This window comes from Collinsella sp. 4_8_47FAA (assembly GCF_000763055.1).
In the GTDB taxonomy this organism is placed as follows: Bacteria; Actinomycetota; Coriobacteriia; order Coriobacteriales; family Coriobacteriaceae; genus Collinsella.
In genome coordinates this window covers 349,789-365,035 of the sequence record NZ_KN214136.1, presented here as the reverse complement: position 1 = coordinate 365,035, position 15,247 = coordinate 349,789, and the positions used below count along the sequence as shown (strand labels likewise).

The 15,247-nt window shown below is 55.5% G+C and carries 13 protein-coding genes and 1 pseudogene; all 14 read right to left on the bottom strand.

Annotated elements, in window-relative coordinates; translation table 11 throughout:
- Positions 1-681: glucose-1-phosphate thymidylyltransferase RfbA (gene rfbA, locus HMPREF9463_RS07955; protein ID WP_035138286.1), on the bottom strand; the 681-nt coding region annotated here is incomplete at its 3' end.
- A 341-nt stretch (positions 682-1,022) separates the two neighbouring features.
- The gene (locus HMPREF9463_RS07950) at positions 1,023-1,751 is read right to left on the bottom strand and encodes an acyltransferase family protein (protein WP_369796804.1); all 729 of its coding nucleotides are present in this window, start codon (positions 1,749-1,751) and stop codon (positions 1,023-1,025) included.
- Positions 1,736-1,978 (bottom strand): annotated as a pseudogene (locus HMPREF9463_RS11605) (acyltransferase family protein); the annotation flags it as partial. The pseudogene HMPREF9463_RS11605 and the gene HMPREF9463_RS07950, both read right to left, overlap by 16 nt.
- On the bottom strand, positions 1,979-3,196 hold the full coding sequence (locus HMPREF9463_RS07945; RefSeq protein WP_052044165.1) for a Coenzyme F420 hydrogenase/dehydrogenase, beta subunit C-terminal domain: 1,218 nt from the start codon (positions 3,194-3,196) through the stop codon (positions 1,979-1,981).
- A gap of 8 nt (positions 3,197-3,204) precedes the next feature.
- The gene (locus HMPREF9463_RS07940) at positions 3,205-4,710 is read right to left on the bottom strand and encodes a lipopolysaccharide biosynthesis protein (protein ID WP_052044164.1); all 1,506 of its coding nucleotides are present in this window, start codon (positions 4,708-4,710) and stop codon (positions 3,205-3,207) included.
- Positions 4,703-5,776, bottom strand: coding sequence for a polysaccharide pyruvyl transferase family protein (locus HMPREF9463_RS07935; protein WP_035138282.1), 1,074 nt, complete (start codon positions 5,774-5,776; stop codon positions 4,703-4,705). The genes HMPREF9463_RS07940 and HMPREF9463_RS07935 overlap by 8 nt, the downstream gene beginning before the upstream one ends.
- A 2-nt stretch (positions 5,777-5,778) precedes the next feature.
- On the bottom strand, positions 5,779-7,053 hold the full coding sequence (locus tag HMPREF9463_RS07930; RefSeq protein WP_148334207.1) for a hypothetical protein: 1,275 nt from the start codon (positions 7,051-7,053) through the stop codon (positions 5,779-5,781).
- Positions 7,054-7,147: 94 nt separating this feature from the next.
- The gene (locus tag HMPREF9463_RS07925; RefSeq protein ID WP_035138279.1) at positions 7,148-8,425 is read right to left on the bottom strand and encodes a glycosyltransferase family protein; all 1,278 of its coding nucleotides are present in this window, start codon (positions 8,423-8,425) and stop codon (positions 7,148-7,150) included.
- A gap of 1 nt (position 8,426) precedes the next feature.
- Positions 8,427-9,365: a glycosyltransferase gene (locus HMPREF9463_RS10755; RefSeq protein ID WP_082421944.1), complete on the bottom strand. Its 939-nt coding sequence runs from the start codon at positions 9,363-9,365 to the stop codon at positions 8,427-8,429.
- A 46-nt stretch (positions 9,366-9,411) separates the two neighbouring features.
- Entirely contained in the window at positions 9,412-10,485 is a 1,074-nt protein-coding gene (locus HMPREF9463_RS07920; protein ID WP_070100765.1) for a Coenzyme F420 hydrogenase/dehydrogenase, beta subunit C-terminal domain, read from the bottom strand.
- Positions 10,486-10,543: 58 nt separating this feature from the next.
- On the bottom strand, positions 10,544-11,674 hold the full coding sequence (locus HMPREF9463_RS07915; protein ID WP_082421946.1) for a polysaccharide pyruvyl transferase family protein: 1,131 nt from the start codon (positions 11,672-11,674) through the stop codon (positions 10,544-10,546).
- A 45-nt stretch (positions 11,675-11,719) separates the two neighbouring features.
- Positions 11,720-12,856 carry a radical SAM protein gene (locus HMPREF9463_RS07910; protein WP_035138273.1) on the bottom strand — a complete coding sequence of 379 codons (1,137 nt, stop codon included), beginning with the start codon at positions 12,854-12,856 and terminating at the stop codon, positions 11,720-11,722.
- A 3-nt stretch (positions 12,857-12,859) separates the two neighbouring features.
- On the bottom strand, positions 12,860-14,143 hold the full coding sequence (locus HMPREF9463_RS07905; RefSeq protein WP_035138272.1) for a glycosyltransferase family 4 protein: 1,284 nt from the start codon (positions 14,141-14,143) through the stop codon (positions 12,860-12,862).
- Entirely contained in the window at positions 14,143-15,246 is a 1,104-nt protein-coding gene (locus HMPREF9463_RS07900) for a glycosyltransferase family 4 protein (protein WP_035138271.1), read from the bottom strand. The genes HMPREF9463_RS07905 and HMPREF9463_RS07900 overlap by 1 nt, the downstream gene beginning before the upstream one ends.
- Position 15,247 lies beyond the last annotated feature (1 nt).

The following is a 15,247-nucleotide window of genomic DNA, read 5'->3' as shown; positions in this document are numbered from 1 at the left end:
GCCGGTGTCCAGCCACGCGTAGCCGCGGCCGAGGGTGACCACGGACAGCGTCCCCTCCTCCAGGTACATCTGGTTGAGCGTGGTGATCTCCAGCTCCCCGCGGGCGGAAGGCTGAACCTTGTGGGCCTTGACGGCGACGTCGCCCGGGTAGAAGTACAGGCCGGTGACGGCGTAGGAGCTCTTGGGGCGGGCGGGCTTCTCCTCGATGGACACGGCCCTCCCCCCGCGGTCGAACTCCACGACGCCGAAGCGCTCGGGGTCGTCCACGTGGTAGCCGAAGACCGTGGCTCGGCCCGACTCGGCGTTCCGGGCGGCGCGCGTCAGGTGGCGCGACAGGCCGTTGCCGTAGAAGATGTTGTCGCCGAGCACCAGGGCGCACGGCTCGCCGGCGATGAACTCCTCGCCGATGGTGAAGGCCTGCGCCAGGCCGTCCGGCGAGGGCTGCTCGGCGTAGGAGAGGTTCACGCCGAAGCGCGAGCCGTCGCCCAGCAGGCGCTGGAAGTTGGGCAGGTCGGTCGGCGTGGAGATGACCAGGATGTCCTTGATGCCCGCCAGCATGAGCGTGGACAGCGGGTAGTAGATCATGGGCTTGTCGTAGACCGGCAGCAGCTGCTTGGAGGTCACGAGAGTGAGCGGGTACAGTCGCGTGCCGGACCCGCCCGCGAGGATGATGCCTTTCATTTAATCTGTCCTCTACAATCGAAATGCGCTTTAGATCGAGTGATAAATAAGACTTGGGTATCCTATTTTGCTAAACCCCCTCATTCTTAACGAAATAGGCAAGGTAATGACTGCGGAATATGGCTACCTGAATTGCCCCTTCCATTTTTCGATGCTCGACCAAGGGAGATTGATTCCGGTTATTTCAGGTTGGTTAATCCAATCAGCCATTTTGAGTAAAAAGTCATCTTCTCGTTCGAAAACAGGAAGTCCGGTATCTTCACCGATGATCGCGTGCCAAATGTTGGTAATGGACTCACTTTGCTTCAACGCTATGAAAAGCGCCAGTATCGAAAATCAATTTATAATCCCACAATGATGTGAATTCGTTCGGGCAAATAACGACCGCAAAGTGATACAAGCGAATAAGATCCGGCAAGAGTTAGCGCCCAAACAGCAAATGTCGAAACACCAAGTGGAATGACGAATAATCCAAGCAGTTTCCAAACGGCCTTGAGAACAAGTATATGGCAGAGGTAGATTCCAAAAGAGGCGTTCCCAAGGTCAACAAGCAAAGTAGAAGATAATCGCGACTTGAATGATCCCGGAACCGCCATAAGAAGCGCGATCACAGCTAAAGAGGTCGCGGCAGAACCGAGCTTAAGCTGAGTTGTGGCCATATTGAAATCGCCAGTCAAATACCACCAGAAGCCTGCGACCTCCTGAATTATTAAAAATATAAAGAGCACTGCAACAAGCTGAGTGGTTCGTCCTTCAATGAGCGCAGCCCAACGCCTCCAGTCGAGACCGAAAACATAAAAGATGAGCCACATGGGGCAGAAAACCTGTATTAGAGGCAATGCGATACCGGCAACGGCAGCGAGCTCCCTTAGAAGCAAGCAAGCCGGTGTCACACAATAGACAAAGAACCTATACCGTGAAAGGAGCCTGAACAGTACCGGAGTAAGCAGCACAAGCTGTGAATAGACCAATAGATAGTACATCTGAGCCGATACGGAGCCCACGGCGAACGCCAGAAACCCAGACGCCCATGAAGGGCGGGAAACGCCGCAAGATAGATAACGCTCCAGAACGCATAAGGTCCGGCAACCTTGCTAATGCGGCGTCGAAGACCCCCCCCCGCATTAAATTTGCGCTCGTCGGTAAGAACACCGGATAAAAACAAGAACAACGCAACAGAAAAGTTGAGGAATGGGCGAATGGCGACCGACGCGGCACATTGAGGAAGACAGTGGATAAGCACCACAGCGGAAATCGCAAGCCCACGAAGAGCTTGAAGGTAGCGATCCTTGGCCATCTAGGCTCTCCTTCCAACGAGTCTCTTTAGTCGTCGTTTAATACCACCAAGCTTGCCGCGGACACGCTGCCAGAGAGTGGGACGGAAATCCCACTTGTCCATGAGATCTGGGATGGAAAGCCCGGCAGACACGTCGTTCAAGAACTCGTCGCGCTTTGGATAAGGCGTGACAGAATGGACGAGGCTAGGGTTGCCCGCGATTACCCCATCAAGCGTCGCCGGACCGTTTGCGGTAAGCCCAGAAATAGCCTCGAATGCCCGCACGCCCTTCTCGGTATTGCATAGGACGGCAGATACGCCCTTGGAGTTGTCGACCTCGGGATGGGTATTCTGGAACCCCCAGAAATCACCGAGCGTGATATCGGCGCCGCTGGAGCGCTTTGCTGGACATGCCAGACAGGACGAACGAAGGCTCGCATTGGCCAGAAACGCTTTCATGTACCAGTCTTTGCCGAATATCTGGGACTCGGTGTCCCCGGTGTTGTCTTTCTCCGCTATGTGCTTGTACATAGCGGAGTAAGACAACCATCCGGTTGTCTTACTCCGCATATTGACGTCGCAGACGTCCGACCCGAAGGCCTCACCACGGTAGTCGACCCAGCGCGACCAGAGCTCTGGAGACGGAACACCGTGGCAGATGACGTCGACGCCGAGGAAGAGGTCAGAGTCGGCGAGTTTCCCCAGGTATGAGCGCATGCCAGCCACCTGGCATGCAGTACCGGCAAAGAGCGCCGGCCTGCCTTCACGCAGGGCAGCGCGGACGCCCTCGAAGACGCCGCGGCCAACCGCGCTCTGAACGTATTTCGAGCGCATAACGGCGCCGAGCGCCGGCCTGTCCTCCACGAGCACGTGACGAAGCTCGCGGCAACCGTCCGTCCACGCGGCGCCCGCCACAACACCGCCGCGCGAGAGAGCGTCACCGGCGAGTAGACCGAACACGCCGCCCGACGACGATCTATCGAGCAAGCCGACGTCATGAGCCTTCGCCCAGAGGGCGAACTCGCACCCGTCCTCCCCAGGGGCGTTGAGCGCCGGGCATACGGCGTCGCACGCCCCGCAGCCTACGCACCCGGAGGCGTCGACGGTGGGGTGTAGGAAGCCACAATCATCGGGTTCCATGGAGATGCATGACTTGGGGCAGCGGGCAGCGCACGCGCCGCAGCCGCAGCAACGGTCGCCAAGCGAGACGACCCTCGGGGATTTCTCGGAATCATTCATGATGGACCCTATCTAAGGAACGGGAGACGAGAGACGACCGCGATACGTTCGTCCTTCGTTAGGACGGCGAGCCAAAGGGCTATGGCGAAAAGCGCGCTGTAAACGGCGCCCCACTCGAGGAACGCGGGCCATCCGTTGACGGGCAGGACCGCCGTGCCAGCGAGGCAGGCGACGGTGACGGCAGCCCAGGCGAGCAGCACCGGCAGGTTCCGCTTCCAGAAAAAGAGCATGTCGAGACCGACCCGCTTCTGGTAGTACCAGTTCATCCACAGTCCGTTGCCGAGCACGATGCTGACGACATAGGCGATCGCGGGGGCCCACGGCCCCAGCGCCGGGGCGGCCGCGGCGGTGAAGGCAACGTTCCCGACCGCCATCGCAAGGTAGACGAGACTCCTGGCGTGGTGCATGTTCTTGGCCCTCTGGATCTCGATGCCGACGTTCTGACAGAGGGGCACCATGACGGGTAGCGTCATGGCGAGCACGAGCCAGTAGGCCTCGGCGAAGCCCGGGCCCGCCCACCTCGTCACGAAAAACTTCCCGAGAATAGCGAAACCTCCGTACACCCAGCAAAACAGTACCATCTGGTAGCGGCCCACGCGCGTCATAAGGCGAGTGAGCTCGGCGTTGTCGTCCGAGGTGGCGACGATGCGGTTGACCTTCGGAATGAAGACGTTCGACATCGTGGTGGAGAGCGAGTAGAAGACCTGGCGGATGTTCACGGCCACCGCGAACAGAGATACCGCAGTCGCGCCCGAGATGGCCCCCAGCATGATGTTGGGCACGCTCTGATTGACCATCTCGCAGACCTGGTTACCGAAGATCCAGGCACTGAAGGCGGCGATGCCGCGCATGACGCCCCAGTCGGCACCCCTGAGCTCGAAGCGCATGCCCAGCACGACGATGGCGTAGCGCGCGTTGAGGGCGAGCAGGACGAGGTTCACCGCGAGCTGTGCTAGGGCAACGCCCACGGGCCCCATACCGGCGGCCAGCAGGGCCCAGGCGCACAGCGGCGTCGCAAGCGTGGTGACGAGCTGCCTGGTCTGCTGGTAGACGAAGCGCTCGTGCGCCGTGATGTAGGAATTGAACACGACGGTGAACAACGTCGAGGCGACGTTGAGCGTCATGATGGCGAGCAGCTCCCGGGCGAGCGAGACCTGCGCCTCGGTGAACCCGGCCGAGAACACCGCGCCGGCGTTTGCGGAGAAGCCCATGCCGAGGGCGACCGCCGCGGCTGTGACGGCGACGTAAAGCGTGAGGTACATGCCGTTCAGGTGCCGGATGTCGCGCTCGCCGCCGTGCGCCACCGTCTGCGTGTAGAAGCGCACGTAGGCCTCGGAGAAGCCGAAGGACAGGAGCGTCAGCGAGAAGACAAAGGAGTTCGAGCTCTGGAAGACGCCGTAGTCCGCCTGCCCCACGTAGGACAGTAGCATCGGCGTGTAGACGAGGTTGACGAGGTTCTTTGCGAGGATGTTGGCGTAGCCGAGGAGGGCGCCCGCCTTACGCTGGCTAGCCACGGGCGGCCTCCGAGGGAATGCTCAATCCACATCTATCGAGGAATTCAACAACGATCTTCCTCTGAGCTGCCAACCTGTCATACGCCTTTGAATAGTCACTCTCGAGCAGTTCCGAATTACATACGGAAAGAATTGACCGCTCAACGAAAGAAACACGCAGCTCGCTGGCTAGCGTGTCGAATCGGCTGCTCATGTCTGGACCAGTGGACTCACGAGGGCAATAAATCAGCGGCTTCCCGAACAAGATCGAGAAAATTGATCCGTGATATGAATCTGTCGCTACAAGCTTTGCGTGACGGACGGCATAGAGGAACTCTGAAGGCCCGAGGGCGTAGTAGCGCGCATCCCCTAGTAAATCGACCCTCTTGCAGCTAAGTGAATCACAGATTTCGGCAACCCTCTCTTCGTAAGCTGCACTCCCGAGGAAGTACGTCAATACATAATCATTTGGAAGCCCGCAGTGCGGCTCTTTTTCATACCTTTCCCACCAGGAGCCGTCAAACATCAGTGTTGGGTCAATCAACACCTCGGCCTTTAAGCCGTACAGACTGTTTATAAGCTCGGCGCTCTTCTGCTCACGAACGGACAGCCTATCAAACCCGTCGAAATAGCCGTGGAACAGCTCACGCTTCTCCTCGGGAATCGTCGGAGCTGCCAAGCTTGGCGAAAAAGCAATGCGCTTTTCTCTTGGCGAAAACGTGAGAAACATAGTGGAGTTAGCGTCAGGGGAATACGGAGACCAAACTTGGTCGCTCCCAGCAACGAAAAAGTCATAGGATTTAATGTCACGTGGAGGGTTGGAATCAGATATAACCTCCCGGCTAAAGGAAATGTTACGGGAATTGAAATCCTCAAACGAACGATGCCTCTGGATGTGGGCAACGGCAAGCCCCTTTGGAATGAGCGAAGCCAAAGACTTGAGCTTGTATTTGGCAGATCTCGAGTCCTTCTGTCTGAACGTAAGGACATCTGCACCCGAGAGTTTGAGAGTTTCTTGGACAGCAAGGTTCTGGAGCCTCTGCCCATAGTTGTCCCCATGCGTAAATGTGGAAATGCCTATTTTCATGTTCAAACCTGTTCTTCGTCTCTATCAATAATCAAATAGTCTGCAGCCGAGGAATTCCACGACCAAGCCAGCGCTCCACAGAGCAGCAGTAGGCACAAGCAGCAGTTCACCCTTGTAAAGCACTGCGTATACAGAAAGGTAATAAGAATTGTTAGCAAAAGGAGCAAACGAACAATCCGGCCATTAGATCCTTTTTCCTGCTCCATAAACTCACTAACCACGGAGTGGAAAAACGCTACATACGCTGCCGTCTCCCAAACCCCCATGAGAATCAAGAAAGACCCCATATCCGCTTGACCAAAGTGGTTAAACGACATGAACCCGGACGCGTAGAAGCTTGAGGCTCCAAGACCCTCTCCGAGACTCCATGTAGCCGGTCTCAAGAGAGCGAAGCCGATGATAGCAATCCTCTCGTTACTGCCGTCGGCAGCAGTACCGACGGAAGCTGAACTGCCAACCATATCGAACAGACCAAACACTTGCGTATCCACGAGGATCTGGAACGCAGGCACCAAGGCGTATGCAATTGTCAGGATAAAATACAAGGCGACAAGCCAAAAGAAGGGACCCGAAACATCCGCTTCTCCTCTCATGACTGAAATAAGCCAGAACATCACTAAAACGAGAGGAAGGATTATGAAGAGCGCCTTATTATCGTTGAGTGTCGCAAGATAGAAGGACAGGACGATAAGGCAGACGTTGTAAGCGATGGCAAGGGATGGCCAGAGAGGACCCCGAAGCCTCCTAATCCAGACGAAGTTGTAGAGCACGACGAATGAAGTGTAAAGGGCCACCGCATGGACGGTCGCATAAGAGAACAGGCCGGAGATATTGTCCTCGAAGTAACTGATGTCGTTCGTTGTCGCAGCGATCATCCCATGGGTAGAGTACTGGATAAACATGATCGCCATATTGAGAAGCAATATGGCGTTGAAGACCGGAAAACCTGCATCAAAGAGTCCAAGAAGAAAATCCCTCTTGTTAGTGACCAAAAGAAAGAAGTAAAGCGTATAGACAAACGGGTAGAGGAGCAGCAAAATATTCGCCCTAAACGTTTCCATATTGCCACCCAAGAGGGCACCAGACAGCCACCCTGCAACGGTAATCAGCCCAAGTAGTAGCGCTCTACCGCTATATTTCCATCCGGAGAAGAGCGCCCTCACGCAAATCATGCCGGTAATTACCCAGTTGAGGTATCGCCCCAGACCATAGTACTCAAGGAAGAAAACCTGCGCCAAGATACCTATAATGATCGTCGCATCCGCCAGGTCACCCATGCAAACGGTTAGAACGCCTTGCTTATTAGGGAGATACCAACGACCTCTTCGACCAGCCCGCTCCTCCGCTTTATTTATAACGAGCCTCGCATGCCTATGATCTTGCATTGAGTACCTCCAGCAGCACACGTTCAATCAGCCTCGTGTGCATGTGAACTCCCGTGTTGAGACCTACCGAGGAGCATGGAAGCAGGTCTACGATCTCATCTGAATCGACAAGATCGAGCGGACCAGGCTTTCCGCTCCTGAAACGATTGACCTCCCTGATAAGCCGGCTCTTATCCCTAAACAGCCCGATTAGCTCCTCCTCGTTATTCAGCACCAAACCGGACCCATGCTCAACGACAAAGTCGGCGACATTGCCTGCACATGCACTCGAAATCGTATAAGCGTTTGCGGAGTAAGATTCCATACAGGTGTAGCTATAGGTCTCTGGACAAGATGGCCACATGACAACGATGGCAATCTCGCACTCCCTGAGAGAGTCGGTCATGGCATTTGGGTGCTTCTCATCAAATTCGACAAACCGCTTGTTCATCCCTGGATACATATCGTTCGAGCTGTTGAAGACGAAGAACTCGTACTCTTGTTCATCGACCGCAGATACGAGGCGAAGCCAGGTCTCCCAGCCCTTTGTCTTCCTCGGCATCCCCAGAAAGGCAACCCTGATGCGCTCCCCTGCGTTCAGAGGACGTCTGTTGCCCAGATACTCTCCAAGCAGCTTTTGGTGCGGTATTACATCAACAAGGCCCTCGTATTGGGGCCTGAATGAGAGAAACCGATTCTTCGTATAGGTCGAAGGTGCAACAAAACGGAGATTTTTGATGGAGTCAAACAGCCCTTGGATCTTCGACTCCACACGAAGGCTGTTACTGAAGTGGGGGCATTTCTCGCAGGGAGCGTCGCCGAGCATTGAGCTGTCACAAAAGCCGCTCCTATTTTGGAGGTTATAGCTTGTACAACACAGGTAATAGTCGTGGAGAAAGGCCCTGACCGGTGTTTTGCCTGTAACTTTTAGCAGTTCGGAGACTTTCTCAAGGCTCACGTACAGAAGGTGGTGGATATGAAGCTCAAGAAGGCTGAAGCCGCTTTTTTGCCAGCTGCAAAGGGCCTCGCACACCTGGGCAATACTGAAAACACCAGCCTCCACCCCGTCGACCGTAACCCCGAATTCGCAAAATAGCATCTGGTCGTCCCTGAACAGGGTCTTCTTAACCGAGTGGAGATAGACGTAACTTATACCGTGCGACGCCATGGCCTGCTGACTCGCCATAATAGCCTTTGGGGTGCCGGTCTTGTCCTTGAGATAGTCGCAAAAGGCAAGCGCTAGGACGTACCCACTATTGTGCGGTTTGGGGATGCTTTTACTCATATCATCGCTTCCCAAACAAGAGGAGAGATCTATTGAAAAGGCCCTCTTGTAGACTGCCGAAATTCAGCCTCGAAGAGAAAGAAACCCTGCACCTAGCCATGAAAGAAGCGTCCATTTTCGATACCAACTCTCCAAGAGCACGCTCTGGAGGAAGAATGCAGTCGGAATAAGTTGAAAGAAGTCCAGTAACTTGCTTTGCAAGAGTAATCTCTCGCGGATGACAAAAACTATTGATTTTCTCAATCACTTTAGATGGTAAATCAGTACTCACACCGACCACATTACGACCATGCTGGCGATATCCCATATGAGGAGAAGCATCGAAAACAATCCGATAACCCAGCAGCACGCATAGATTAGCTATCAGCTTATCATGCATGATGACGGGATGGGGCAGCTCATGCAAGCAAACAACTTCCCAAATACGCCTATCAAATACTTGCGTACATCCCATAGGTGACCCAATGCAAAGCTGGTTGAGAGGGTCGTTATCTCGATAAGATATGCACCTTTGTTGCCCATAGGTTAACCGGCCCATCTCATTACCAGCTGAATCTACAAGTCTTGAATTGCAATGATAAAGAGCCAAATTCTCCTGCTTCTTAAGCTGTTTAATCGCAGTTATCAGTTTATCGCTATCCCAAATATCATCTTGGTCGGAAAACGCATAGTAATCAGCTTCGGGAGCATTCCGCAACAACGTCAAAAACCCTAAAGCAGGTCCTAGGTTTTCTCCTGTTAACAAAGTCAGACTGCCCTCATCTGCATAGCGCTGCAGAAGATCACGAGTACCATCAGATGACCCGTCATCACGGACAAAAAGACGTACGTCAACTTCAGCCTGCGAGAGAATGCTGTCAATTTGTTCTGAAATAAATGGGATGCCGTTGTATGACGCCATTAATACGACGCACTTTGGCACCTTGGAATTACTCAACATATGGATTACCTTATCATTAATGCCTAAAGCAAACGCTCTCGATGTGTTAACCCCTGAGCAAACCCAGTGCAAGCAGTATATCCTTGACCAAGTACTTGGCGCAGTCTTTTGGCCTCGCCCTGAGAACGAGTCGGTTGACCCGTACCCCGTTACGAAAGCCGTCCATAAAGGTATTTCTTTCTATGGGCTTCGTCGAAGGACGTTGAAGCTGTTCATTGTTGGCCACAGCTAGACCAGGATCAACCGGCAAAAGCTCAAGGTCCGTCATTTCTAACAGTTCTCGACCCTTGTCTGTCTGCACAAGTGCGAGGGATATCCCGTTCGCGACCTCATCAGAAAGCTCGCTACCCCATGAATCGCCAAGCGTAATATCGGAGACACGATCACCCTTGGCGTAGCGGCAGGAGTAGCAGCCTTCCGTATACGGTAAACCCGAGAGGAAAGCAATCGAGTAGCGATCGCGGACACCCGTCCTACCCACAGTTTCAGCTCCGCGATAGCGGAGCTGAAACTGGACTTTCTTTCGAAAGTCCAGTATCAGCTCATTAGACAGGTTGTTACCTGTCTCTTCCAAGAATCGGCTCAGGACCTTGGGGGACGGTGAACCATGACAGATAAGGTCGATGGTGTAAAGGGAATCGGCTAAACGGCTTCCAACGAAGTTACGCATCGCAGCAACCTGACAAGGAAGACCGATAAAGAGAACCCTTTGACCACCTTGCAGGGCCTCCCTAACCTCGCGGTACGCACCAAGCGGATTGCTTTTGACGTATTTGGAGCCTTGAGCCCTCCTCAAGTAATCCGCATCAGAAGTGAGGTGGAACCGGAACTCACCGCCCTCCTGTGCACATGAACACACTAATCCATTTGACGCCACAAACGCCTCCGAGATGGCCGTAGCCAGACCCCCGGACGAAGATGACATTCTGAGCGATGTATCTTTCGCCCACCCCTGTAGCCACTCGAGAGGACGCAACGAAGATGGGGATACCATCTGGGGACACGTTTTCTCGCACAGTCCACATCCCACGCACCTTGTAGGATCAATACGGGCGTTATACGCCTCAATCGTATCCTCAATGGCAATCGCTCCATGTCGGCATGAATCGACGCAGGCCATACAGCCAGCGCACATATCCTTCTTGCATACCGTCCTAGTGCCAACGTTTGACAATGCCCTACTCCTCAATCATGCTCTTGAGCTGCGCTAGGGACTTCTCCCTCTCCGCACCCATCACGTCGTTGACCCGACCAAAGTCAATCTGCTTGGATGCTAACTCGACATCATCTAGATTCTGAAGCACTCTGTCCGTGAGGTCCGTGAGTCGCAGAATACTCACGTTCCTGCTCGAGGTTCCGTTCTTGGGCAGCACTTCTACCAGCGGCGTATTGAGATTTATGGCAAAAGCCGTACCGTGGAACGAGTCCGTGACTAGGCATGCTGCGTTGTCGACATACGAGAGAAACTCAGCAAGCGTCGGCAGCCACTTGAACTTGCCCTCGCGTGAGGCCTGGTGCAGGCTTGCGGAGATCCGTATCAGGGGCAAGCCAAGCTTTTTGGCAACCTTCACGGCGTACTGCCCCACCGTCGGGTCGCTGTGAATCTGGTAGACGAGGATGTATTCGCCCTTCGGGGCAGGTGCCGCCATCCTTCTCCACGCCTCGCCATCAAGCAGCAGCGTGGGATCGACAACCTGTCCGGCCTCTATGCCCCACGAGGCAAGCTGCTCGCGCGCGGCATCCTCGCGTACGAACACGGCCTCATATGCTCGAAGGTCCTCGAGAAACCTGGGGCGCACGCTATCCGGGATATTCTTCTTACCAAAGCTTGCCGCATATGAGATGCGCCTTGCGCCCTCGGGAGCAAACTCAAGCGCGTATGACAGGTCGTATGCGCCCGAGCTGATGGGACCCCACACCTGATCGCTTCCAGTCATATAGACATCGGCCTTGGGCGGATTAGCCTTCAGCTCCTCCAGGGATGCATAGTGAGGGCTCATCTTAAGCAGCTGGGAACGCTCACGCGCAAACCGCTTGCCCGCCACCCTTGTCTCAGGCTCCATCAGAAGTCTGTAGACAGACTTCTTCAACGGGTTCCCGTTCCAGGACGGCTTTGTCGAAAGAAGCGTCCTCACCTGCTGGGATACGTCCTCACAAGCAGGTACATAGTCCATAATCTCGAACTCATGCCCCAAGCTCTCTACCGCTCGTTGTGTCGCATATGCCTGGAGTAGGGAGCCATAATTAGAGATTGCGTGCCTGGTTATGCAGGATACTTTCACGTGTTTCCTCCGATTGATATCGAGCAACCGCTATTTCTGAATTTTTGCATTCGATTTTTCCACCCGGCTGCACTACAGCGCCTCCTCAGTCTCGTACACGTGCGCGTCGGCTCGGCTTGCGTCGGAAAGGCCGTCGTTGATCGCGGCGTGCATGTCGCAGGTGGAAAGAGCGTCCAGCTCCTCCTTCGTCACCTTGCCCGACTCGTAGTCGCGCACGATGGGGAGCTCGTGCATGTCGAACTTCTTGCCGGGCTTGAGCTTGTGCGCCAGCACCCACGACGCGGGTTTCCAGATGTACTTGTGCATGGCAGGAGACACGGAGCCGATCATCCAGCAGTTGCGGTCGCAGTGGCGCACGCAGCCGCGCACTTTCTCGGCCTGGGCGCTCTCCCACAGCTCATCCCAAGACTCGTCGTTAAGGTTGCCCATAACGAGCTTCTCCTTGGTGCCGTTGCAGGGCATGACGTCGCCGTAGGGGTCGATGAAGAACGTGTCGAACGCCATATCGCACGGGAGCAGGCGCTTCTGCCCATAGATGTAGTTGATGAGGCCCATGTTGAAGTACGCGCGGAACCACTTCTTGGGCTCGTTGGACTTGAGGAGCTCGTTTACCAGGTCCTCGAAGTTCTGGGCCACCATGGGACGGTCCTTGATGATGTTCTTCGCCTCGACAAAGTAGAAGCTGTTGTGCAGGCTGGCGGTGGCGAACTCCATGCCGAGCTCGTCGGAAAGCTTGTACAGCGGCACCAAGTCCGCAGCGTTGCGATCCTGCACCGTCATGCCAAAGCCCACGTCCGGGTGCTTCATTTCCACGAGCTTCTTGAGCGTCTCGTAGCCGCGGTTGAAGCCGTTCTGGAGACCGCGGATCTCATCGTTGGTCTGCTGCAGACCCTCGATGGAGATGCGGATTCCCACCTGGGGGAATTCCTCGGCAAGGGCGATGATGCGGTCGGTGAAGAAGCCGTTGGTGGAGATGACGATGCGGTCGGACTTCTTGTACAGCTCGCGCACGATATCCGCAAGGTCGGTCCTGATGAAGGGCTCGCCACCGGTGATGTTGGTGAAGTACATGCGCGGGAGCTTCTTGATCACGTCGAGGGAGAGCTCCTCCTCCGGACGGCTGGGAGCCTTGTAGCGGTTGCACATGGTGCAGCGCGCGTTGCAGCGGTACGTTACGATTACGGTTCCGTTGAGTTTCTTCTCGGCCATGGGTTAGGCCACCACCTTCCGGTCAATTAGTTCTTGATACAGGGAGACGAGATTCCGGATGTATTCCTCTTGATTACAGTTCTCTGCCACGAATGAACGGCAATGCGCGCTCATCGCGGCGTAAGCCGCAGGATCGGCGGCCACCGCCGCACCCCTACGGATTGCATCTGCGAGTCCTGCCTCATCGTGGGCTTCAGCCAGGAAGCCCGTTTCACCCTCACGTACCAGCTCGGGTATTCCGCCCATGTTCGTACCGATAACGGGCTTGCCCGCGGCGAGTGCCTCGAGAACCGCATATGGCGCGTTCTCGAGCCACTCTGACGGCGCAGCCGCCAGAGTGGCTCGATTCACAAGTCCGCGCAGGGCGTCACCGGTTTTATATCCAACCAGCTCAATCCTCGAGCTTATTTCGTTTGGCATTGCGGAAACTTTGACCTTCACAGCATCACATTCAGGGCCATCGCCTGCAATAACAAGACGCCAATCAGGGATCACCGGTGCCGCCTTCTCAAAAGCATGCACGAGCGTTAACACGCCTTTCTCGCGAGAAAGGCGTCCCAGATACAGCATGTAGGGATCTTCATTATTTTGGTTGGCAACTTCCCGTGACATCGAATCGGGATTCAGGAAATTCCGCATGAGGACAAGCTGACGCTCGGGAAGCCCCGCTTCAATAAACTTGTTCCGCATGAACTCACTCGGGCAGATGATGCGATCGAGACGTGAATAGGTTTTGTGCCGTTTAAGCCACTCCGCCTCAGCCACCGCTAACGCGCTTTTTGCGATCGAACCCTTTACGCACTTCTTCTTAAGGCAATTGCCAAAATGACCCCCGAGACACGAATCGCAAACGTTGCCCTCGGAATCAAGCATAAGATAGCTCGGGCAAGCAAGAATCAAGTCGTGCGAGGTATACACAACCGGCGTTGGATGCTGCTTTAGCCAAGGAGCGTCCAAGATGGAAAACGTAATCTGCCTATGAGTGAGATTGAGATGGATTACATCGGGCTGGAATTCACGGCACAGCGCATCGAACTTCTCGCGCGCCTCTTTGGAATACACAAGTGCCTGCGCGGCCTTCGCCTTATCGACAATAGAGCTCGGTCCGTTATAGTCGCGATTCGTTACAAAGTAACGCGACCACTCAGTCGGCTCATTACGCTCATCCTCCATGCTGAAGAAGGCAACTTCATGCCCAAGAGCGCGAAGACCATCGGCAAGAGCAAAGTAGTACGTCTCGCTTCCACCCTTGCGCCAATGAAACTTATTTACAAGAAGGATCTTCATTACGCAACACCCTCATACAAAGCAAGCGTCCTTTGGACGACGCTGTTCCAGTCATAGCCATTAATCGCGCGGTCACGTGCCATGGCGCCCAGCCTCTCCGCTTGGGCAGAATCCGCTATCAGGCCTTCAAGCACGTCGCGCAGCGCCCCCGCGTCTCCGTGTGGGAACGTGAGCCCGCAACCCTGCAGAACATCCGCGCACTCGGGAATATCCGAGGTAACGCATGCCGCACCGTGAGACATGGCCTCCAGCAAGCTCATGGGCAGGCCCTCAACGTCGGAGGGGAGCGCGTAGCAATACGCGTTGGAGTACAGCTCGGAGAGCAGGTTGCCCTCAACGTGGCCGGTAAAGAGCGCGCGGGGGTCGGACGCGGCAGCCTCTTTGAGCGCCACGGCGTAGTCGTCCGTATCGGAGGAGTCGCCCGCGATAACCAGGCGCTTATCCGTCTTTACCTGCTTGTACGCCTCCACCAACAGTTCCGGTCGCTTCTCGGGCACAATGCGACCGAGGTAGAGGACATAGGAGCCCTGGGTGAGCCCCAAGCGCTCGGAGATCTCCTTCGCGGGAAGATCCGCCTCGGGAGTGATGCCGTTGGGAATGAGCGTAGCCTCGCGGCCGTAAGCCTCCTTGAAGTACTCCTGATTGCCCCGGGAAAGCACGATGAGCGCATCCGCGCACTTGGCCGCCGTCGCCTCGCCGAACTTGATGTACTTGGAAGCCAAGCCGCCCCATTTTGCACGCTGCCAGTCCAGGCCGTGGATCGTTGCCACGGTCCTGATGTCCGCGGAACGCGCAAAACGAAGGGGGACGCACGGCCCCTCTGCGTGATAGTGAATTACGTCTGCCCCGTCTTTGATGGCGGCCCTTGTTGCGGCAAAGCTGCTCGTGAGCGCAGAGAGCCCCTTGATGTCCAGAGCCTTTACGGGAACGATGCGGTAGCCATCCTTCTCGTAGGGCTCGGAAGGAGCTCCTTCGCCCATACGGTCGTAGCAGGTTACTTGGTGACCAAGGTCTGCCATACGGCGAGCAAGCTCGCCTACCACCACTTCTACGCCGCCCTCGCGCGAACCCGTTCTCTTTTGGCCTATCATGGCGATGCGCATG